19 protein-coding genes and 3 tRNA genes are annotated in these 21,676 nt (G+C 55.4%); 11 read left to right on the top strand and 11 right to left on the bottom strand.

Going from position 1 to position 21,676, the window contains the following annotated elements:
• Nucleotides 1–2 precede the first annotated feature (2 nt).
• From amiB to nnr, 3 genes are read right to left on the bottom strand one after another with little or no spacing between them, the layout of a single operon-like run.
• Nucleotides 3–1,340, bottom strand: a complete 1,338-nt coding sequence (amiB, locus tag L3068_RS01875; RefSeq protein WP_117581593.1) for an N-acetylmuramoyl-L-alanine amidase AmiB — start codon at nt 1,338–1,340, stop codon at nt 3–5.
• Between the two features lie 16 nt (nt 1,341–1,356).
• Nucleotides 1,357–1,818, bottom strand: a complete 462-nt coding sequence (gene tsaE, locus L3068_RS01870) for a tRNA (adenosine(37)-N6)-threonylcarbamoyltransferase complex ATPase subunit type 1 TsaE (RefSeq protein WP_014882224.1) — start codon at nt 1,816–1,818, stop codon at nt 1,357–1,359.
• Nucleotides 1,811–3,334: a bifunctional ADP-dependent NAD(P)H-hydrate dehydratase/NAD(P)H-hydrate epimerase gene (gene nnr / locus L3068_RS01865; protein WP_117581591.1), complete on the bottom strand. Its 1,524-nt coding sequence runs from the start codon at nt 3,332–3,334 to the stop codon at nt 1,811–1,813. The genes tsaE and nnr overlap by 8 nt, the downstream gene beginning before the upstream one ends.
• On the opposite strand from nnr, the gene queG reads away from it, so the two are divergent.
• Nucleotides 3,333–4,472 (top strand): tRNA epoxyqueuosine(34) reductase QueG, encoded by a 1,140-nt coding sequence (queG, locus tag L3068_RS01860; RefSeq protein ID WP_014882222.1) that lies wholly within the window; start codon nt 3,333–3,335, stop codon nt 4,470–4,472. The genes nnr and queG overlap by 2 nt on opposite strands.
• A gap of 270 nt (nt 4,473–4,742) precedes the next feature.
• On the opposite strand, the gene L3068_RS01855 is transcribed toward queG, so the two are convergent.
• From L3068_RS01855 to orn, 4 genes are all read right to left on the bottom strand, one after another.
• Nucleotides 4,743–4,818: transfer RNA gene (locus L3068_RS01855), tRNA-Gly, on the bottom strand.
• A gap of 36 nt (nt 4,819–4,854) precedes the next feature.
• Nucleotides 4,855–4,930, bottom strand: a tRNA-Gly gene (locus L3068_RS01850).
• Nucleotides 4,931–4,966: 36 nt separating this feature from the next.
• Nucleotides 4,967–5,042, bottom strand: a tRNA-Gly gene (locus L3068_RS01845).
• Between the two features lie 196 nt (nt 5,043–5,238).
• Entirely contained in the window at nt 5,239–5,784 is a 546-nt protein-coding gene (gene orn / locus L3068_RS01840; protein ID WP_014882221.1) for an oligoribonuclease, read from the bottom strand.
• A 107-nt stretch (nt 5,785–5,891) separates the two neighbouring features.
• Between orn and rsgA the strand changes: the two genes are divergently transcribed.
• The 3 genes from rsgA (at nt 5,892) to mscM (ending at nt 11,353) form a co-directional block, all read left to right on the top strand.
• A complete protein-coding gene (rsgA, locus tag L3068_RS01835; RefSeq protein ID WP_014882220.1) occupies nt 5,892–6,944 on the top strand; it encodes a small ribosomal subunit biogenesis GTPase RsgA in 1,053 nt (350 codons plus the stop codon).
• Between the two features lie 97 nt (nt 6,945–7,041).
• Nucleotides 7,042–8,010, top strand: coding sequence for an archaetidylserine decarboxylase (gene asd, locus L3068_RS01830; RefSeq protein WP_023331845.1), 969 nt, complete (start codon nt 7,042–7,044; stop codon nt 8,008–8,010).
• A 19-nt stretch (nt 8,011–8,029) separates the two neighbouring features.
• A complete protein-coding gene (mscM, locus tag L3068_RS01825; RefSeq protein ID WP_023331844.1) occupies nt 8,030–11,353 on the top strand; it encodes a miniconductance mechanosensitive channel MscM in 3,324 nt (1,107 codons plus the stop codon).
• Nucleotides 11,354–11,389: 36 nt separating this feature from the next.
• Here mscM and yjeM read toward each other — a convergent pair whose 3' ends face one another.
• The gene (gene yjeM, locus L3068_RS01820; protein WP_023336678.1) at nt 11,390–12,889 is read right to left on the bottom strand and encodes a glutamate/gamma-aminobutyrate family transporter YjeM; all 1,500 of its coding nucleotides are present in this window, start codon (nt 12,887–12,889) and stop codon (nt 11,390–11,392) included.
• A gap of 205 nt (nt 12,890–13,094) precedes the next feature.
• Nucleotides 13,095–14,072 (bottom strand): elongation factor P--(R)-beta-lysine ligase, encoded by a 978-nt coding sequence (epmA, locus tag L3068_RS01815; RefSeq protein ID WP_117581586.1) that lies wholly within the window; start codon nt 14,070–14,072, stop codon nt 13,095–13,097.
• A gap of 310 nt (nt 14,073–14,382) precedes the next feature.
• On the opposite strand from epmA, the gene frdA reads away from it, so the two are divergent.
• Genes frdA through frdD form a run of 4 tightly spaced genes read left to right on the top strand, consistent with a single transcriptional unit; the run spans nt 14,383 to nt 17,676 of the window.
• Nucleotides 14,383–16,173 carry a fumarate reductase (quinol) flavoprotein subunit gene (gene frdA, locus L3068_RS01810; protein ID WP_045134430.1) on the top strand — a complete coding sequence of 597 codons (1,791 nt, stop codon included), beginning with the start codon at nt 14,383–14,385 and terminating at the stop codon, nt 16,171–16,173.
• Nucleotides 16,166–16,900 (top strand): fumarate reductase iron-sulfur protein, encoded by a 735-nt coding sequence (gene frdB / locus L3068_RS01805; protein ID WP_014882214.1) that lies wholly within the window; start codon nt 16,166–16,168, stop codon nt 16,898–16,900. The genes frdA and frdB overlap by 8 nt, the downstream gene beginning before the upstream one ends.
• Nucleotides 16,901–16,910: 10 nt before the next feature.
• Nucleotides 16,911–17,306 (top strand): fumarate reductase subunit FrdC, encoded by a 396-nt coding sequence (frdC, locus tag L3068_RS01800; RefSeq protein WP_014882213.1) that lies wholly within the window; start codon nt 16,911–16,913, stop codon nt 17,304–17,306.
• A 10-nt stretch (nt 17,307–17,316) separates the two neighbouring features.
• A complete protein-coding gene (gene frdD / locus L3068_RS01795) occupies nt 17,317–17,676 on the top strand; it encodes a fumarate reductase subunit FrdD (RefSeq protein ID WP_000609653.1) in 360 nt (119 codons plus the stop codon).
• 29 nt (nt 17,677–17,705) lie between these two features.
• Here the strand turns inward: frdD and ampR are convergent, their stop codons facing one another.
• Nucleotides 17,706–18,581 (bottom strand): LysR family transcriptional regulator AmpR, encoded by an 876-nt coding sequence (gene ampR, locus L3068_RS01790; protein ID WP_117581584.1) that lies wholly within the window; start codon nt 18,579–18,581, stop codon nt 17,706–17,708.
• A gap of 132 nt (nt 18,582–18,713) precedes the next feature.
• Between ampR and L3068_RS01785 the strand changes: the two genes are divergently transcribed.
• Nucleotides 18,714–19,859 carry a cephalosporin-hydrolyzing class C beta-lactamase ACT-150 gene (locus L3068_RS01785; protein WP_117581582.1) on the top strand — a complete coding sequence of 382 codons (1,146 nt, stop codon included), beginning with the start codon at nt 18,714–18,716 and terminating at the stop codon, nt 19,857–19,859.
• Nucleotides 19,860–19,957: 98 nt separating this feature from the next.
• Complete coding sequence (locus L3068_RS01780; RefSeq protein WP_014882210.1) at nt 19,958–20,488, top strand: lipocalin family protein; 531 nt, start codon at nt 19,958–19,960, stop codon at nt 20,486–20,488.
• Here L3068_RS01780 and sugE read toward each other — a convergent pair.
• Nucleotides 20,485–20,802, bottom strand: a complete 318-nt coding sequence (gene sugE / locus L3068_RS01775) for a quaternary ammonium compound efflux SMR transporter SugE (protein WP_045269679.1) — start codon at nt 20,800–20,802, stop codon at nt 20,485–20,487. The two genes, L3068_RS01780 and sugE, sit on opposite strands and share 4 nt — an antisense overlap.
• 258 nt (nt 20,803–21,060) lie before the next feature.
• Here sugE and L3068_RS01770 point away from each other — a divergent pair, with 258 nt between their 5' ends.
• Nucleotides 21,061–21,660, top strand: a complete 600-nt coding sequence (locus L3068_RS01770) for a response regulator transcription factor (RefSeq protein WP_045134434.1) — start codon at nt 21,061–21,063, stop codon at nt 21,658–21,660.
• The last annotated feature ends 16 nt before the right edge of the window (nt 21,661–21,676 follow it).

Raw genomic sequence — 21,676 nt, 5'->3', positions numbered from 1 at the left:
CCTTAGTTGGTCGCGGTCATCCCACCCGGCAGTGAAGCGTTGGCCACCTGGCCTGCTCCGCCCGACGGCGCGGACTGCAGCGGGTGCGCGTCAAAGTATTTACGCAGACCGTTATAAATCGCTTCGGCAATTTGCTGCTGATAGCTGTCGCTTCCCAGCAGGCGCTCTTCGGCGTTGTTGCTGATAAAGCCGGTCTCCACCAGAATTGACGGAATATCCGGCGAACGCAGCACGCCCAGGCTCGCATGTTCCGGGCGACGCTTGTGCAATGCCCCGATGCCCTGCAGCTGATTCAACACGTTAGTGGCGACATCATACCCGACGCGCTGGGAATGACCGAACTGTAAATCCAGTACCGCCTGGCTGAGGTACGGGTCTGACTGACTGTTTGCCAGCACATCACCCGCACCGCCCAGCAGTTCTGACTGTTTCTCATGCTCTTCCAGCCAGTTTGCCATCTCGCTGTTTGCCCGGCGGTTTGACAGCACCCACACAGACGCGCCCGTGGCACTGCGGTTTGGCGCAGCATCCGCATGAATAGAGACCAGGAAATTGGCATTTTGCTTACGCGCCACGTCCGAGCGCCCCATAACGGAAATAAAATAGTCGCCGTCGCGGGTCAACACGCCTTTAAACATAGGATCGTCATTCAGCAGCGCGCGCAGCTTGCGGGCAATGGCAATTGTGACGTTTTTCTCCCGCGTGCCGCCCGGGCCAATCGCACCAGGATCCTGACCACCGTGTCCGGCATCAATGGCGATAATCACTTTATCACCGCTGACCGCGCGGCGCGCACTGGCCGGCGGACGCGTTACCGTATTGCTGCTGGTTGCTGCGGTAATGCGATCGTTCTGCGATTTAAACGGATTACGCGCGGGTTCCGATGGACGCGGAGTATACACAGGCTCCTCCACGCGTTTCGCGACAACCGGTGGCGGCGGAGGCGGCGGCGGAACGTCGGCATTGATGGTAAAAACTACCGTATAGTTCGCGCCGTTTTGCTGCTTAACCGCTTTCGTTTTGCCCTTTTCGGTGAGATCCACCACCAGGCGCAATGACTGGCTGTCCTGCGGGTTACCCGAGCGGATACTTTTCACCAGGTTGTTACCGCTGAACCGAAGCGGGAGCCCCTGAATCACCCCGGTCTGTTTGATATCCAGCGCCACGCTGTGGCTGTCTGGTTGTGAAAAAGCGTATTCAGGGTCACCCATAAAGCTAAACGTGATCCGGGCCTGGCTTTCGCCGTTCGACACCTGAATATCCGAAAGGCTTGCCGCCCCGGCCTGCGCGCACAGCAGCACCGAAGCAGCCAACAGCCAACCTTTAACGCGATTTTTCATCCCGTCATCCCTACGCTTAACCGGCGAGACGCGCCAGTAAGGAACACCCTGATGAGGAAACCGCACTGATGCGAGCCTCACGCCCTTGTGCCTGGTAATCTATGTGAATTTCGACATCCGGGTCAGGTAACACACCCGCACCTTGTTGCGGCCACTCCACCAGGCAGATGGCATCATTGGCAAAATAATCACGGATCCCCATAAATTCCAGCTCCTCAGGATCCGCAAGGCGATATAAATCAAAGTGGTACACCATGAGATTGTCGAGGGTGTACGGCTCGACGAGCGTGTAGGTTGGGCTTTTCACATTCCCGTTATGCCCTAACGCCTGCAAAAAACCCCGGCTGAAAGTGGTTTTACCCGCCCCCAAATCACCATACAGATAAATGACGGTTGCCCCCTGACAGGCCTGCGCCACGCGCTTGCCGAGATCTAAAGTGGCTTGTTCATCAGGTAAAGGAATCGCTCGATTAGTCATTTTCTACGTCAATCACATCCGGGTTAACAACACGCCGTAGCGTGCAAAAAAGATCGGTGGCCAGCATACCGCGTGTTCCATATCGCGCCGCCAGTTTATCTGCCGCGACACCGTGGGCCACGCAGCCCGCACAGGCTGCATCATAAAGGGGAAGTTTCTGTCCAAGCAATGCGCCGATGATACCGGAAAGCACGTCGCCCATACCGCCGCTCGCCATGCCCGCATTTCCGGCATCAATAATGCCCAGCGCCTCGTCACTGGCAACGACGGTTCCTGCCCCTTTCAAAACGGCAACACCTCCGTAACGTTTTACCAGACGCTGAGCAGAAAGTAAGCGATCGCTTTCAATTTCTGCGACGCTGCAGTTAAGCAGGCGCGCGGCTTCGCCGGGGTGTGGCGTCAGGATGCGATTGTGACGCTTATCCGGGTTTATTGCCAGAAGGTTAAGCGCGTCGGCATCCCACAGCATCGGTTTACGAAAATTCTCGACTTTTTGCAGGGCCTGTTTACCCCATCCCTGTTGCCCAAGCCCTGGGCCAATGACCACGACATCCGCCCATTCGAGGCTTTCCTCAAGCGTCTGGGGCGTAAGCTCATGCACCATCAGCTCCGGTCGGGCTGTGATTATCGGTGCAATGTTCTCAATACGAGTGAGAATTCGCACTAAACCAGCACCGCTGCGTAATGCTGCCTCGCCGGTCATGCGAATCGCCCCTGCCGTACCGCGATCGCCACCAATAATCACCAGCCTGCCGTGGTCGCCCTTATGGGATGTCGGACGGCGCGGCGGAAACCACTCAGTCAGCTGCGATGCATCAAAACGGGCGATGCGCATTTCCTGCCCGGCTAGCCAGCCCTCCAGCCCGAGCGCGTTATGGTGTAATACGCCGACCACATCCCGTGCTTTACCGGTTAACAGACCCGGCTTCAAAGCAATGAAGGTCACGGTGTGCGCAGCCTGGATGACGGCGCCAGGCGTCGCGCCGGTTTGCGCGTTCAGGCCTGAAGGGATATCCAGCGCCACTACCGGGGCGCAATGTCTGTTGGCGTGTTCAATCAGCGCGGCAATATTCTCGCGGGGAGCACTGCGCAGCCCGGTACCCAGCAGACCATCAATAATCAGATCGACATCCTCCGGCCAGACGATATCAGGCGCATGAATCACACCGCCGGCATTCAGCCATGCCTCCCGCGCTGCGCTGGCCTCTTCTGGCAAGGGCTTATCACTTTCCAGCGCCAGCAGCGTAACGCGAATACCGGCAGCTACCGCAAGACGGGCAACGACGTAGCCGTCCCCGCCGTTATTGCCGTGTCCGCACAAAATCAGCCAGTGGGTGGATTGCGGCCAGGCGCTGCGGGCAACGGTAAATGCTGCCTCTCCCGCACGCTGCATCAGTTCATAAAGGGTGATCCCGAGGCTGTCTGCAGCCTCTTTTTCGGCGCGCCGGAGGTCATCCGCATGCCAGATGGAATGTGGTATACTTGCGGGGTTTTTCTTCACTGTATGGTCCGTCATGTCACAGCCCCTCGATCTCAATGAGTTAGCGCAAAAAATAAAACAGTGGGGTGCTGAGCTTGGCTTCCAGAAGGTGGGTATTACCGACACCGACCTCTCCGCCAGCGAGCCAAAACTGCAGGCCTGGCTGGACAAACAATACCACGGCGAAATGGAGTGGATGGCGCGTCACGGCATGATGCGTGCCCGCCCACACGAGCTTTTACCGGGTACCTTGCGCGTCATCAGCGTACGCATGAACTATCTGCCTGCCAACGCGGCTTTTGCGCGCACGCTAAAAAATCCCTCTCTGGGTTACGTTAGCCGGTACGCCCTGGGGCGTGATTACCATAAGCTTCTGCGTAACCGTTTAAAAAAACTCGGGGAAACTATTCAGCAGCACTGTGTTTCGCTGAATTTTAGACCCTTTGTTGATTCCGCGCCTATTCTTGAGCGCCCGATCGCTGAAAAAGCCGGGCTTGGCTGGACAGGTAAGCACTCACTTATCCTTAGCCGTGACGCCGGATCGTTCTTCTTCCTCGGCGAATTGCTGATTGATTTACCGTTACCGATAGACGGCCCGGTGGAGGAAGGCTGTGGCCGCTGCGTGGCCTGCATGACCATCTGCCCGACGGGGGCTATCGTTGAGCCTTATACCGTTGATGCCCGTCGCTGCATCTCCTATCTCACTATCGAACTGGAAGGGGCCATTCCGGAGGAGTTTCGACCACTTATCGGCAACCGCATCTACGGCTGCGATGACTGCCAGCTGATCTGCCCGTGGAACCGTTATTCGCAGCTTACGGATGAAGAGGATTTCAGCCCGCGTAAGGCGCTGCATGCGCCACAACTCATCGAACTGTTCGCCTGGAGCGAAGCCTGGTTCCTGAAAGTGACGGAAGGCTCGGCCATTCGTCGTATCGGTCATCTGCGCTGGCTGCGTAATGTCGCCGTCGCGCTGGGTAATGCCCCGTGGGATGAAGCGAACATTCAGGCTCTTGAAAGCCGTAGAGGTGAGCACCCACTTCTTGATGAACACATAGAATGGGCGATTGCGCAGCAGATTGAGAAGCGTAATGCCTGTGTGGTTGAGGTGCAGCTTCCGAAAAAACAGCGGCTGGTCAGGGTCATCGAAAAAGGACTTACGCGGGATGCGTGAACTATTCACAGCCTGTGTATAAAAATAAAAACTCAAGCGCCATCTGGGCTTGAGAAGAGGTCAAGTGATCTCAATAACATTTTGAAATCAAATTTTCTTCAATTTATACAATCACTTGAAATGATATTATTCACCCTGCTAACTTTTTGCACAGTCAGGATTGAAGACGAAATCTGTGGATAACTCTGTTCACAAGAGTATTTCAGGAATAATAGAAAACGTCCCCAACGACTCTTTTCGCTGTGGATAATTTAGATATGAAGAAGAATTTGGAGCGGGAAACGAGACTCGAACTCGCGACCCCGACCTTGGCAAGGTCGTGCTCTACCAACTGAGCTATTCCCGCTTGGGTGGTCCGTGCTCTGAAAGCACTTTCAAATTTTGGAGCGGGAAACGAGACTCGAACTCGCGACCCCGACCTTGGCAAGGTCGTGCTCTACCAACTGAGCTATTCCCGCTTGGGCAGTCTGTGCCGTGAAAGCACTTTCAAATTTTGGAGCGGGAAACGAGACTCGAACTCGCGACCCCGACCTTGGCAAGGTCGTGCTCTACCAACTGAGCTATTCCCGCAAATCTGTACTGCTTTTGTTGCTGTCGTAACGTGTAATTCTCTGTCGTTACGGGAGGCGCATTATACGAGAAATCCTTTTAGCTGCAACCCCCCTTAAAGCGATTTTTTCGAAATTCAGTTCAAATGCTTATTAAATCGGCAAGCTGAACAATTTAACGACAAAAACCCGGCCACGCAAGGCGCCGGATCTCAAAATCACAGCTTAATAAAGTTTTCGCGGTAGTACGCAAGCTCTGCCACAGACTCACGAATATCGTCCATCGCCTGGTGCGTCCCCTGCTTTTTAAACCCATCAAGGATTTCAGGTTTCCAGCGGCGCGCCAGCTCTTTCAGGGTACTGACATCCAGATAGCGGTAGTGGAAGTAAGACTCCAGCTCCGGCATGTACTTAAACAGGAAACGGCGATCCTGGCCAATGCTATTCCCACAGATAGGCGATTTACCTGCCGGAACCCATTGTTTCAGGAACTCAAGCGTCGCCAGTTCTGCCTCGCGATCGCCCAACGTGCTGGCCTTCACGCGATCCACCAGGCCGCTGCCGGTGTGGGTGCGCACGTTCCATTCATCCATCAAAGCCAGCTGATCGTCGGACTGATGCACGGCAATCGTCGGCCCTTCGGCCAGAATATTCAGGTTGGCGTCCGTCACCAGAGTTGCAATCTCAATAATGCGATCGCGCTCGGGATCCAGCCCGGTCATTTCGAGATCGATCCAAATCAGGTTGTTTTCATCCGCGCTCATGTTATTTTCCACCCTTCTCGCATAACCGGCAGTAGCAGGTTAACTAGTATTAATTAGAGTGTATCATAGAGGTTTTGCCCCTTACGGGCGACCAGGAGCCAGCGCGATTGAGTAAAAATAAACTCTCCAAAGGGCAGCAGCGCCGCGTAAACGCCAACCACCAGCGCCGTCTTAAAACCACTTCGGAGAAGCCGGATTATGACGATAACCTGTTTGGTGAAGCGACAGAAGGCGTCGTCATCAGCCGTTTCGGTATGCATGCCGATGTGGAATCCGCCGACGGGGATATTCACCGCTGCAATATCCGTCGCACCATCCGTTCACTGGTTACCGGCGATCGCGTGGTCTGGCGTCCGGGTAAAGAGGCGGCTGAAGGGGTCACGGTTAAAGGTATCGTTGAAGCCGTGCATGAACGCACGTCGGTGCTCACCCGCCCGGATTTCTACGATGGCGTGAAGCCGATTGCCGCCAACATTAACCAGATCGTTATTGTTTCGGCGATTTTACCTGAGCTTTCGCTCAACATTATCGACCGTTATCTTGTCGCCTGCGAAACGCTGCAGGTTGAGCCGATCATTGTATTAAACAAAATCGATCTGCTGGACGACGACGGGATGGCCTTCGTCAATGAGCAGATGGATATCTATCGCAATATTGGCTATCGCGTCCTGATGGTCTCCAGCCATACCAAAGATGGTCTGAAACCGCTGGAAGAGGCGCTCACCGATCGCATCAGCATCTTTGCGGGCCAGTCCGGCGTGGGCAAATCGAGTCTGCTGAACAATTTGCTTGGCCTCCAGCAGGCGATCCTTACCAATGATGTGTCTGATGTATCGGGTCTTGGCCAGCACACCACCACCGCATCACGCCTGTATCACTTCCCGCACGGTGGCGATGTCATCGACTCCCCGGGCGTGCGCGAGTTCGGTTTGTGGCATCTTGAACCGGAACAAATCTTCAACGGATTTGTCGAATTCCATGATTATTTAGGCGCTTGCAAGTACCGCGACTGTAAACACGATAACGACCCAGGTTGCGCTATCCGTGAAGCGGTCGAAAAAGGTGAGATTGCGGAGACCCGCTTCGAGAATTACCACCGCATTCTTGAGAGCATGGATCAGGTAAAAACGCGTAAAAACTTTTCTGATTCTGACAACTGACAACTAAGCTAAGCATCGCTAAAATCGTCCCCTTTTTTCAGGTTCCGGCGGCTTACCGCCGGATCAGGAACGACAAAACAATGGCCTGGAGGCTACCTTGTTAAACGCATTTAAACTTTCGCTTCAATACATTCTGCCAAAACTGTGGCTCACTCGCCTGGCGGGCTGGGGCGCAAGCAAACGCGCGGGCTGGCTGACCAAACTGGTCATCGACCTTTTTGTGAAGTATTACAAGGTCGACATGAAAGAGGCACAGAAGCCAGACACCGCCAGCTACCGTACCTTCAACGAGTTTTTTGTACGCCCGCTGCGCGATGAAGTGCGTCCGCTGAACACCGACCCTAACGTACTGGTGATGCCCGCTGACGGCGTGATCAGCCAGCTGGGTAATATCGAAGACGACAAAATCCTGCAGGCGAAAGGCCATAACTACAGCCTGGAAGCGCTGCTGGCGGGTAACTACCTGATGGCGGACCTGTTCCGTAACGGTACGTTTGCGACCACCTACCTGTCGCCGCGCGACTATCACCGCGTACACATGCCGTGTAACGGTATCCTGCGTGAGATGATCTACGTTCCGGGCGATCTCTTCTCCGTGAACCACCTGACCGCGCAGAACGTACCGAACCTGTTTGCCCGTAACGAACGCGTCATCTGCCTGTTCGATACTGAATTTGGCCCGATGGCGCAAATTCTGGTGGGCGCGACCATTGTCGGCAGTATTGAAACCGTCTGGGCTGGCACCATCACGCCTCCGCGTGAAGGTATCATCAAACGCTGGACGTGGCCTGCTGGTGAAGCGGAAGGCTCTGTCGCCCTGCTGAAAGGTCAGGAGATGGGGCGCTTCAAGCTGGGCTCTACCGTTATCAACCTGTTTGCGCCGGGCAAAGTGAAGCTAGCTGAACAGCTTGAAAGCCTGTCGGTGACCAAACTTGGCCAGCCGCTGGCAGTCTCCACCGAAACTTTTGTGACACCCGATGCAGAACCTGCTCCGCTGTCACAAGAAGAGATCAACGCCGAGCATGACGCCAGCCCGCTGGTTGACGACAAAAAAGACGAAGGCTAACAACAGAAGGATCGCTGACGTGCGCCCGATTATCGTTCTACTGATGGCCTGGTGCCTCAGCATGGGGGCGTACGCAGCGACAGCCCCCGACGCCAAACAGATAAGTCAGGAACTGGAGCAGGCAAAAGCGGCCAAACCCGCTCAGCCAGAGACCGTCGAGTCGCTTCAGTCCGCACTGAACGCGCTTGAAGAGCGGAAAGGCTCTCTTGAGCGCGCTCAGCAATATCAGCAAGTTATCGACAACTTCCCCAAACTATCGCAAACATTGCGCGCGCAGCTGGCTAATCTGCGTGATGAGCCGCGCGATGTGCCAGCCAACATGACCACGGACGCCCTGAATCAGGAAATCCTGCAGGTCAGCAGCCAGCTTCTGGAGAAGAGCCGTCTGGCTCAGCAGGAGCAAGAGCGTGCACGTGAAATTGCCGACTCCCTCAGCCAGCTCCCGCAGCAGCAAACCGACGCCCGTCGCCAGCTTAACGAAGTTGAGCGCCGCGTGGGTACGCAAACCGGCAACACGCCTCAGGCGCAGGCACAAAATCTTGGCCTGCAGGCGGAATCGGCGCGTCTGAAAGCCCTGGTGGATGAACTGGAACTGGCGCAGCTGTCCGCCAATAACCGCCAGGAGCTATCGCGGATGCGCTCGGAACTCGCACAAAAGCAGAGCGAGCAGCTGGATGCGTATCTTCAGGCCCTGCGTAATCAGCTTAATAGCCAGCGCCAGCGCGAGGCCGAACGTGCTCTCGAAAGCACCGAACTGCTGGCGGAAAACAGTGCCAACCTGCCAGCGGACATCGTCGATCAGTTTAAGGTCAACCGTGAGCTTTCTGCCGCACTGAATCAGCAGGCGCAGCGTATGGATCTGGTTGCCTCACAGCAACGTCAGGCGACCAATCAAACCCTGCAGGTGCGTCAGGCGCTCAACACCCTGCGCGAACAGTCCCAGTGGCTTGGGTCATCAAACCTGCTGGGCGAGGCGTTGCGTGCCCAGGTTGCGCGTCTGCCGGAAATGCCGAAGCCGCAGCAGCTGGATACTGAGATGGCCCAGCTACGCGTTCAGCGACTGCATTTTGAGGATCTCCTCAATAAGCAGCCGCAAATTCGCCAAATCCGACAGGCGGATGGCCAGCCCCTGACCAGCGAGCAAAACCGGATTCTGGAAGCTCAGCTGCGTACCCAGCGTGAACTGCTGAACTCCCTGCTGCAGGGCGGCGATACGCTGATTCTGGAGCTGACTAAGCTCAAGGTTTCCAACAGCCAGCTGGAAGATGCGCTGAAAGAGGTCAACGAGGCAACGCACCGTTATCTTTTCTGGACATCCGACGTGCGTCCAATGACCTTCTCATGGCCGATCGAGATCGTGCAGGATTTGCGCCGTCTGATTTCGCTGGACACCGTCAGCCAACTGGGACAGGCCAGCGTGATGATGCTGACCAGCAAAGAGACCATCTTCCCGCTGCTGGGCGCGTTGATTCTGGTGGGATTCAGCATTTACTCACGCAGGCATTTCACCCGTTTCCTGGAGCGTTCCAGCGCACGGGTGGGGAAAGTCACTCAGGACCATTTCTGGCTGACGCTGCGCACCGTGTTCTGGTCGATACTTGTCGCCTCTCCGCTGCCGGTGCTGTGGATGACGCTCGGTTACGGGCTACGGGAAGCCTGGCCCTATCCACTCGCCGTTGCCATTGGCGATGGCGTGACCGCCACGGTACCGCTGCTGTGGGTCGTGATGATCTGCGCCACCCTCGCGCGGCCAAATGGCCTTTTCATTGCCCACTTTGGCTGGCCACGTAACCGCGTTGCGCGCGCCATGCGCTACTACCTGATGAGCATCGGGCTGATTGTGCCGCTGATTATGGCGCTGATCATGTTTGATAATCTCGATGACCGCGAGTTCTCAGGCTCGCTGGGCCGCCTCTGCTTTATGCTGATATGCGGTGCGCTGGCCATTGTCACGCTCAGCCTGAAACGTGCGGGGATACCGCTCTATCTGGATAAATCCGGTAGCGGCGACAACATGTTTAACCGACTGCTCTGGAACCTGCTGCTCAGTGCCCCTCTGATTGCAATGCTGGCTGCAGCAGTGGGATATCTGGCTACCTCGAAGGCCCTACTGGCGCGGCTGGAAACCTCTGTGGCGATCTGGTTCCTGCTTCTGGTGGTGTATCACGTTATCCGCCGCGGAATGCTGATCCAGCGCCGTCGTCTGGCCTTTGACCGCGCCAAGCATCGCCGGGCGGAGATCCTCGCTCAACGTGCGCGAGGTGAGGAAGAGTCAAACCATGTTAACAGCACGGAAGGCACGATAGACGCGGACGAGGTCGAACTGGATCTGGATGCCATCAGTACCCAGTCCCTGCGGCTGGTGCGTTCCATCCTGATGCTGATAGCCCTCCTGTCGGTAATCTTCCTGTGGTCGGAAATTCATTCCGCGTTTGGCTTCCTGGAGAACATCTCTCTGTGGGATGTGACGTCCACGGTGCAGGGCGTGGAAAGCCTGGAGCCGATTACCCTGGGTGCGGTGCTGATTGCCATTCTGGTGCTGATCATCACCACCCAACTGGTGCGTAACTTCCCGGCACTGCTCGAGCTGGCGCTATTGCAGCATCTGGATTTAACCCCCGGCACGGGATATGCGATTACCACCATCACCAAATACCTGATATTGCTTTTTGGTGGGATGGTCGGTTTCTCAATGATTGGTATCGAGTGGTCTAAACTGCAGTGGCTGGTCGCCGCGCTGACGTTTGGCCTGGGTTTTGGCATGCAGGAGATTTTCGCCAACTTTGTGTCCGGCCTGATCATCCTGTTTGAAAAACCGATTCGTATAGGCGATACGGTGACGATTCGCGATCTGACCGGTAGCGTAACGAAGATCAACACTCGCGCCACCACAATCAGTGACTGGGACCGTAAAGAGATCATCGTGCCTAACAAGGCGTTTATCACCGAGCAGTTTATCAACTGGTCGTTGTCAGACTCCGTCACGCGTGTGGTGTTGACAGTGCCGGCACCGTCGGATGCTAACAGTGAAGAAGTCACGCAGATCCTCTATACCGCTGCCGAACGCTGCACGCTGGTGCTCGATAACCCTGCACCGGAAGTGTTCCTGGTCGATTTACAACAGGGGATCCAGATTTTCGAGCTGCGTATCTACGCCGCCGAAATGGGACACCGAATGCCGCTTCGCCACGAGATCCACCAGCTGATTCTGGCGGGCTTCCGCGAGCACGGTATTGATATGCCGTTCCCACCGTTCCAGATGCGTCTGGAAAGTATGGACGGACGAAAGATGGGTAAAACCCTAACCTCGGCGGCAAGAACCCGCCCGGCAGGAAGTTTGTAACTGCCTCCCCTCCCTTTCGGGAGGGGGATTTTAGCGCTATGCCACTTCCGTGACGAACGCCTGCGAGCGTCGACGGTAATTTTCGTAAATCCCCATCGCCAGCAGCGAGAAGAAGATCGGCCCACCCACCATCCACAACGCGCTGTTCCAGTCATTCGCCTCAACCACGGGCTGTATAACGGTAAAGATGTTGGCAAACGCCACGACCAGCACCACCACCGTGGTCGCCAGCAGCGTTGCCGCGCGGGTTTTGAAGATCACAAACGGACGCTCAAGATCCTGCTTCGCTTTGAAGAACGGGAACGCCAGGGTCAGGAACAGGTAGGGCAGCGTCATCGACACGTTCGCCATCAGGGTCAGCTTGTTGTAAAACGCAGACGCCGTATCGCCACCAAAAGACACCAGCAGGATGAACATGCAGACCAGCAGACACTGCATCCACATAGCGTTAGCTGGCATTCCTGCGGTGTTCAACTGCGTCATGCGTGCTGGCCACAGCGCTTTAGGCGTACCCTGAATGATCGCTTTCAGCGGCGAGTAGATCAGCGTGAAGAATGCGCCGGTATAGGCGAGGAACATCGACAGGCCGGTGATACGCGCAAACCAGACTCCCATTACCGATGCCGCCTCGGGGCTCAGGTTCATCGCCTGCCCCAGGGTCATCCCCAGGCTTTTCATTAGCACATACGTAATGTTGCCGAGGTTAGTGGTGTTATTGCTCAACACCTGTTGCCAGTTGGTGCTGACGCCCCAGAGGAAAATGGCCAGTGAATAGCCGATGGAAATCACGATAGCGGCAAAAATAATCCCTTTGGCGAAGTTCTTTTCAGGGTTCTCGGTCTTGTCGACCAGCCCGCCTACCGCTTCAATACCACCGTAAGCGAAGATGGCAAACACCACAAAGGAGAGCATAGCCAGCCCGGACTGATAACCCGGATTAGGGGATGAAACAAAATTGACCTCCTGCGCAAAATGCCCGCCGTTCAGGCACAGAATAGCGATACTCACCAGCAGCAGCACCAGGTTCAGACACATCACTGAAATACCACCAACCGCGGTGATACGGGCAATTTTGTTGATACCTTTCGACGCCACCAGCGTGACCATCACCATCCAGAAGACCGCCAGAATACCGACGACCTGCGTGGAGCTCAGCCCTGCCAGAGACCAGACCTGCGTTTTATCCGTACCAAAAAGAAACGTGGAGAACGGCACCCAGACTTTGGCCGCCGTGCTGACCATCCACACGACGTAGGATGAAAACCACATAAACGTCCCGATAAACGCGTAACGCGGGCCGATACTGTTGTTCATCCACGAATAGATACCGCCCTCTTCTTTTCGGTAAGCCGAGCCCATCTCCGCCATCATTAGCGCAAACGGGATAAAGAAGAACAGAGCAGAAACGATATAAAACGGCGTCGCGCTATAGCCCATCAGATAGAAAGCCGACGGGCTGTTAGCAAAGCCAAAAACTGACGTAAAAATCATCAGTATGAGCCCGGTAAGGGTCATTTTTTTGAGTGAGTGGGACATATAACCATCCGAAGAGGAATTAAACTGCGCGGATGGTAGCAGATGACCAGACAAATATTATGGCTATACGAGGCAATTTAAGAAAAAGACCCGTGTACACAGAAAATGGCAGTTTTTAATGTTGCCATGACGAAATGGAAAGGATAATTGCCACCAGAAGCGTAGGCCGTAGGCCGGGTAAGCGATAGCGCCACCCGGCAATTCTTTACGCGCGATCGACCGTAAAGGCAATCACATCGCCCAGTTGCTCTGCGCCAAGGGCCAGCATTACCAGACGGTCAACACCCAGCGCTACGCCTGAGCAGTCCGGCAGACCGGCTTTTAACGCTTCCAGCAGGTTGTTATCAATTGGCTGCTGCGGCAGACCACGCGCGCCGCGCTTGCGGTTATCCTGCTCAAAACGCTGCTGCTGTTCACGCGCGTCGGTCAGTTCGTGGAAACCGTTCGCCAGCTCAATGCCTTTGTAATAGACCTCAAAACGCTCCGCTACGCGGTGATCTTCGGTGCTGATCTGCGCCAGTGACGCCTGGCTTGCCGGGAAATGGTAAACGAAGGTCGGGCGATCTTTGCCAATCAGTGGTTCAACACCAAAAGTGAACAGCAGTTGCAGCAGCGTGTCGCGATCCTCTTCGGTATCCGCCACGTTGCTCAGTTCCAGTTTTGCCGCCACTTCGCGCAGCTGGGCCTTGTCCGCCGACAGCGGATCGATTTCCAGATGGCGCTGGAAAGCCTGCTGATAAGAGAGCGTTTCTGCTTCTGAACACTCCAGTACCTGCTGCAGCAGATCGTCCACCTCATTCATCAGGCGGTACATATCATAATGCGGGCGGTACCACTCCAGCATGGTGAATTCCGGGTTATGGTGACGACCCATCTCTTCATTTCGGAAACTGCGGCACAGCTGATACACCGGACCACACCCCGCCGCCAGCAGGCGTTTCATGTGGTATTCCGGGCTGGTCATCAGATACAGATTCATGCCCTGAGAGTGGCCAGGACCAACAAAACGGGTTTCAAACGGGACCAGATGAATATCCGTCACCGTTGCCTGACTCATGCACGGGGTTTCCACCTCCAGGACGCCGCGGTCGGCAAAGAAACGGCGGATCTCCGTCATAATTGCAGCGCGTTTTAACAGATTTGGGATGGATGCGCTCGGCTGCCAGGTGGCCGTTTCGCTCATGAGTTTTTCTCCGATTTCAGACAAGGGCACGAAGTCTACTCGTTAGCAGGGACAGAGACAAATTTTGCGCAGTAAAAAAGCGCATTTCATTTAGGTTGATTATTTCGTGACGTAATTCATCAATCACGATGATAAATCACCGCACAGAACAGCAAAAAAATCGAACACGTCAAATTTCCCTGGCATCTACACGGTTATACTCTTTTACCCATAAAGGAGCAGTGGAAACGCTTTCGCAATCGTCCCTTTGGACGGGTGAACTACCTTTAGTTTGTCGCGTTGCGAAATAACAAAAATCTGGAGGAATGTCGTGCAAACTTTTCAAGCCGATCTTGCCGTAATTGGCGCTGGCGGGGCTGGATTACGTGCTGCGATTGCTGCAGCGCAGGCTAATCCAAACGCTAAAATCGCACTGATTTCAAAAGTCTATCCGATGCGCAGCCACACGGTTGCCGCAGAAGGAGGATCCGCCGCCGTTGCGCAGGATCATGACAGCTTTGAATACCATTTCCACGACACGGTTGCAGGGGGCGACTGGCTTTGCGAACAGGATGTCGTTGACTACTTTGTCCATCATTGTCCAACGGAGATGACCCAGCTTGAGCAGTGGGGATGTCCGTGGAGCCGCCGTCCGGACGGCAGCGTCAACGTCCGCCGCTTCGGCGGAATGAAGATTGAACGCACCTGGTTCGCCGCCGATAAGACCGGCTTCCACATGTTGCATACCCTGTTCCAGACCTCCCTTCAGTTCCCACAAATTCAGCGCTTTGATGAACATTTCGTCCTCGATATCCTGGTTGATGACGGGCATGCGCGCGGCCTGGTGGCAATGAACATGATGGAAGGCACGCTCGTTCAGATCCGCGCTAACGCGGTGGTGATGGCAACGGGCGGCGCGGGACGCGTGTACCGCTACAACACCAACGGCGGCATCGTTACCGGTGACGGCATGGGCATGGCGCTCAGCCACGGCGTGCCGCTGCGTGATATGGAGTTTGTGCAGTATCACCCAACCGGTCTGCCAGGGTCCGGCATTTTGATGACGGAAGGCTGCCGCGGTGAAGGCGGTATTCTGGTCAACAAAAACGGCTACCGCTATCTGCAGGATTACGGTATGGGTCCGGAAACGCCGCTTGGTGAGCCGAAGAACAAATACATGGAACTCGGCCCGCGCGACAAAGTTTCTCAGGCCTTCTGGCACGAGTGGCGCAAAGGCAACACCATCTCAACGCCGCGCGGCGACGTGGTTCACCTTGACCTGCGTCACCTGGGCGAGAAGAAACTGCTGGAACGTCTGCCGTTTATCTGTGAGCTGGCGAAAGCCTATGTGGGCGTCGACCCGGTGAAAGAGCCGATTCCGGTTCGCCCAACTGCACACTACACCATGGGCGGTATCGAAACCGATCAGCAGTGTGAAACCCGCATTCAGGGTCTGTTTGCGGTGGGCGAATGTTCCTCTGTGGGTCTGCACGGCGCCAACCGTCTGGGATCTAACTCGCTGGCAGAGCTGGTGGTCTTTGGCCGCATGGCGGGCGAACGCGCAATGGAGCGTGCTGCAACCGCAGGCGAAGCTAACGGTGCCGCGCTGGATGCGCAGGTCGCAGACGTTGAAAAACGCCTGAAAGATCTGGTGAACCAGGAAGGTAACGAGAACTGGTCGAAGATCCGCGATGAAATGGGTCTGTCGATGGAAGAAGGCTGCGGTATCTACCGTACCCCTGAGCTGATGCAGAAAACCGTCGACAAGCTGGCGGAGCTGCAGGAGCGCTTCAAGCGCGTGCGCATCACCGACACCTCCAGCGTCTTCAATACCGACCTGCTCTATACCATTGAGCTGGGCCACGGCCTGAACGTCGCGGAATGTATGGCGCACTCTGCGCTGGCGCGTAAAGAGTCGCGTGGGGCGCACCAGCGTCTGGACGAAGGCTGCACCGAACGTGACGACGTCAATTTCCTGAAACACACTCTCGCCTGGCGCGATGCGGATGGCACAACGCGCCTAGACTACAGCGACGTGAAAATCACCACGCTGCCGCCGGCTAAACGCGTGTACGGCGCAGAAGCAGAAGCCGCCGAGAAGAAGGAGAAGGCGAATGGCTGAGATGCAAAAACTGAAAGTTGAAGTGGTGCGCTACAATCCGGAAGTGGATACCGCCCCCCACAGCGCTTTCTATGAAGTGCCTTATGACGAGCAAACCTCCCTGCTGGATGCGCTCGGCTATATCAAAGATAACCTGGCACCGGACCTGAGCTACCGCTGGTCATGCCGCATGGCAATCTGCGGCTCCTGCGGCATGATGGTCAACAAAGTGCCGAAGCTGGCATGCAAAACCTTCCTGCGCGATTACACCAAAGGCATCAAGGTTGAAGCATTGGGTAATTTCCCAATCGAGCGCGATCTGGTGGTCGATATGACGCACTTTATCGAAAGTCTGGAAGCGATTAAGCCGTACATCATTGGCAACCCGCGTACCCCGGATCAGGGACCCAATACCCAGACGCCAGCGCAGATGGCGAAATACCATCAGTTCTCCGGCTGCATCAACTGCGGCCTGTGCTACGCCGCTTGTCCCCAGTTTGGCCTGAACCCTGAGTTCATCGGCCCGGCCGCCATTACCCTGGCGCACCGCTATAACGAAGACAGCCGCGACCACGGTAAAAAAGAACGCATGGCGCAGCTTAACAGCCAGAACGGCGTCTGGACCTGTACCTTTGTGGGTTATTGCTCCGAAGTCTGTCCGAAGCATGTCGACCCTGCCGCCGCAATTCAGCAGGGTAAAGTGGAAAGCTCGAAAGACTTTCTTATCGCTACCCTGAAACCACGCTAAGGAGTGCATGATGACGACTAAACGCAAAGCCTATGTGCGGCCAGTGCCGTCCACCTGGTGGAAAAACCTGCCGTTTTATCGCTTCTACATGCTGCGTGAAGGCACGGCGGTACCGGCGGTCTGGTTCAGCCTTGAGCTGATGTATGGCGTTTTTGCCCTCAAGCACGGGCCGGAAACCTGGGCGAACTTTGTCGGTTTCCTGCAAAACCCCATCATTGTAATTCTAAACCTGATCGTGCTCGCGGCAGCGCTGCTTCATACCAAAACCTGGTTTGAACTGGCGCCAAAAGCGGCAAACATCATCGTAAAAGGCGAGAAAATGGGGCCAGAGCCGGTGATTAAAGGGCTATGGGGAGTGACGATCCTGGTCACTGTGGTCATTCTGTTTGTCGCACTGTTCTGGTAAGGAGACGACTGTGATTAATCCAAATCCAAAACGTTCAGACGAGCCGGTCTTCTGGGGCCTGTTTGGCGCAGGCGGCATGTGGAGCGCCATCATCGCGCCGGTGATCATTCTGCTGGTCGGGATTATGCTGCCGCTGGGGTTATTCCCGGGCGATGCGCTGAGCTACGAACGCGTGCTGGCGTTTGCGAGCAGCTTTATTGGTCGGGTATTCATCTTCCTGATGATCGTCCTGCCGCTGTGGTGTGGCCTGCACCGTATTCACCATGCGATGCATGACCTGAAAATCCATGTACCGAGCGGTAAATGGGTATTCTACGGTCTGGCGACCATCCTGACCGTGGTGACGCTGATTGCCGTGGTCACTATCTGATACATTTGGCCCGCCCTCCGGCGGGCCTTTTATTTCTGCATTTTTCCCACCAGCCATTGAGCAAACTCATGCATTGCGGGGGTTTCAGCCCTCGACTGTAATCGCGTGAGCCAGTAACTCCCCAGGTCAATCCGGGTGGCAAACGGCTGCACGATACGCTCGCTATTGAGCAGATGGGTAAACATATCCACAGGTGCTATGGCGATGCCCACACCTGCCTGCGCGGCTTCCAGCATGGTCACGGACGAATCAAAGACCATCACCCGATGCGTGGGTGACGGGGGATGTTCACCTGCCGCCTGCATCCACGCCGACCATTCGTCGCGTCGGTAGGAGCGCAGCAGGGTAAACTTCAGAATGTCGGCCGGAGACAGGAGCCCGAGAGCAATATCGGGTGAGCAAAGCGGGGACAGCGGTGCAGAACACAGGAACTGTGCTTCAGTGCCGTGCCACGCACCGCCACCGTATCGAATCGTATAATCCAGCCCTTCCGCCGCGGGATCGACGCGGTTGTTATGGGTCGAAAGATGAAGATCGATATGCGGATAGCAGCGACGAAAGTCCGCGAGCTGCGAGAATAAAACACCGGTAGCAAAGGTGCCGACCACACCCACTTTTAGCTTCTCCTGGGCGCGATGACTGGCAAAGCGATCAAGCATTCCGGCGATCCGATCGAATGAATCATTCAACACCGGCAGCAAGTTTTCACCTTCCGTGGTCAGCATCAGCCCGCGCGAAACGCGGACAAACAGCTGACAATTCAGATGCTGCTCAAGCGCTTTAACGTGCTGGCTGATAGCAGAGTGGGTCACGTTCAGCTCTATCGCGGCATGCGTAAAACTGAGGTGTCTGGCGGCAGCTTCGAAAGCGCGAAGCGAATTAAGCGGGAGATAGCTGCGGGTCATCATTACATCCGTTAGAAAAATTAACAGCTAATGCTAAATTTAACCGTTTGTCAGCCACAGTCAAATCCAACAGACTACTGAGGTCTGACGGGCCCGGACACTCCCTTGAACCGCTATTACGGAAGATAACTGATGAAGACAAAATCCCTTTGCTGTGCCCTGCTGCTCAGTACCTCCTGCTCTGTTCTCGCCGCGCCGATGTCAGAGAAACAGCTGTCTGACGTGGTGGAACGTACCGTAACCCCCCTGATGAAAGCGCAAGCCATTCCGGGCATGGCGGTAGCGGTGATTTATCAGGGTCAGCCGCACTACTTTACCTTCGGAAAGGCCGATGTTGCGGCGAACAAACCTGTCACCCCGCAAACCCTGTTTGAGCTGGGCTCTATAAGTAAAACCTTCACCAGCGTATTAGGTGGCGATGCGATTGCGCGCGGAGAAATATCGCTGGACGACCCCGTGACAAAGTACTGGCCCGAGTTAACAGGCAAGCAGTGGCAGGGTATTCGCATGTTGGATCTGGCGACCTACACCGCGGGTGGCCTGCCGCTACAGGTGCCGGATGAGGTCACGGATAACGCCTCCCTGCTGCGTTTCTATCAACACTGGCAACCGCAGTGGAAACCAGGCACAACGCGTCTTTATGCGAACGCCAGCATCGGGCTTTTTGGCGCCCTCGCGGTTAAACCCTCCGGTATGAGCTTTGAACAGGCCATGACGAAGCGGGTCTTCAAGCCACTCAAACTGGACCATACATGGATTAACGTTCCGAAAGAAGAAGAGGCGCATTACGCCTGGGGATACCGTGACGGTAAAGCAACCCACGTTTCACCGGGAATGCTGGATGCCGAAGCGTATGGTGTCAAAACCAACGTCCAGGATATGGCGAGCTGGGTGAAGGCCAACATGAACCCTGACGCCCTTCCGGATTCAACGTTGAAACAGGGTATTGCCCTGGCACAGTCTCGCTACTGGCGCGTGGGTGCCATGTATCAGGGTCTGGGCTGGGAGATGCTCAACTGGCCGGTAGAAGCCAAAACCGTCGTGGAGGGCAGCGATAACAAGGTGGCTCTTGCACCGTTACCGGTGGCAGAAGTGAACCCTCCAGCTCCGCCAGTAAAAGCATCATGGGTACATAAAACAGGCTCGACGGGTGGATTCGGCAGCTATGTCGCATTTATTCCTGAAAAGGAACTCGGCATTGTTATGCTGGCGAACAAGAGCTACCCGAACCCGGCGCGCGTGGAAGCGGCATACCGTATTCTGAGCGCTCTGCAGTAAAACCTTGCCGGGTGGCGCTGATGCCCACCCGGCCTGCAAAATTCCCGCATTTTCCCTGCTGTCATCTACACTTAACAAAAAACAGTAAGGAAACTCCTATGCGCATTCTGCCTGTTATCGCCGCGGTGACAGCCGCGTTTTTAGTGGTTGCCTGCAGTTCCCCTACCCCACCTCCTGGTGTCACTGTCGTCACGCCTTTTGACGCACAACGCTTTCTCGGAACATGGTATGAAATCGCCCGCCTCGACCATCGGTTCGAACAGGGTTTAGAGAAGGTGACTGCACATTACAGCACGATGGAGGATGGGGGTATTCAGGTTATCAACCGGGGCTATAACCCCGATCGGCAGATGTGGCAGCAGTCTGTCGGGAAAGCATACTTCACCGGCGACCCGCGACGGGCCGCGCTCAAAGTCTCTTTCATTGGCCCCTTCTATGGCGGCTATAACGTGATAGCGCTCGACAGAGAGTACCGTCACGCACTGGTCTGCGGGCCGGATCGCAACTATCTGTGGATTCTTTCCCGCACGCCAACCATTTCGTCGGAGATGAAACAGCAGATGCTGGATGTCGCGACCCGGCAAGGGTTTGATGTGTCGAAACTCATCTGGGTTAAACAGCCCCACTAATGGGTGCTGAGCTTCAGTCCAATGATACCGGCCACAATCAGGGCGAGGCTGACGATACGCGCCAGGCTCGCTGACTCACCCAGCAACAGAATGCCGGTAATTGCAGCCCCCACGGCACCAATCCCCGTCCAGACAGCATAGGCTGTTCCCACGGGCAGGGAACGCATCGCCCATGAGAGCAGAACAATACTCACAATCATCGCAGAAACGGTAATGACGCTGGGCGTCAGGCGGGTAAAACCGTGGGTGTACTTAAGACCAATCGCCCATACCACTTCGAGCAGGCCGGCAATAAAAAGAATAATCCAGGACATCTCAGGCTCCTTAACTTAAATAAGTTGGGGCCGTCCCCGATGAAGAAAGCGCTTACGGGTCGTCCCGCAAGGCAGATAACGCCTCATATTTTGGTTAACGTGCGATTTTTTTTCAATCATTTTCTGCTGACCCCCTTAAGGCCAGAAATAGCCGCAGTAAGGCGCGCAGTTCAGGCATTTATTACTCATCGGACTTCTCTATGATGATGTGCTTTCTGATGGCAGGAAGCCAAACCACTAGCCGACTGCGAATAAAATATGTTCAAAATACTTTTGATTGACCGTTGTCACTTTACCCGCGCGGGGTTTGAAGCATGGCTCAATCATTCCGGTTTATTCCCGGGACATTACGTTGTGACCGGGCTGAACAATCTTTTTCTCGCCAGAGAGCACATTCTGCAATGGAAACCCTCACTGGTTATCGCTGACCTGCATGGTTTCAGGCAGGATACTCCCCATTTCCAGCAATTCTCTTCCTTACTGAATGCCAGCGAAAAACTCCCCTTTATTATGTTGCAATCGGGAGAGGACAGAGACATGACGGCCTGGCTGGAGAACTTCCCGGTCTGGTCTTCACTCATGAAAAATGCCCGTCTTGAGGAACTCGCCACGGTTATTAATGACGCGTTAATTTCGGGCTCAGACACGCACAGACCAACAGTGGCCACGCCGTTGCTGACCCGCCAGGAGGAGAAAGTGCTGACAATGTGGATGGACGGCGCAAGCAATCAAAAAATTGCCGCTCACCTGAGTATCAATGGGAAAACGGTATATACCTACAAGCGAAATATCCGCATGAAGCTGCATATGGACACGCGCTTTTCCCCGTTTTTATCTCCGCAGGGTACAGAAAACTGACGGTACGAAACCCTTC

Source organism: Enterobacter cloacae complex sp. ECL414, assembly GCF_021869685.1.
Lineage (GTDB): Bacteria > Pseudomonadota > Gammaproteobacteria > Enterobacterales > Enterobacteriaceae > Enterobacter > Enterobacter kobei.
The sequence above is the reverse complement of the archived record's forward strand: the minus strand, read 5'-3'. Positions and strand labels throughout refer to the sequence as shown.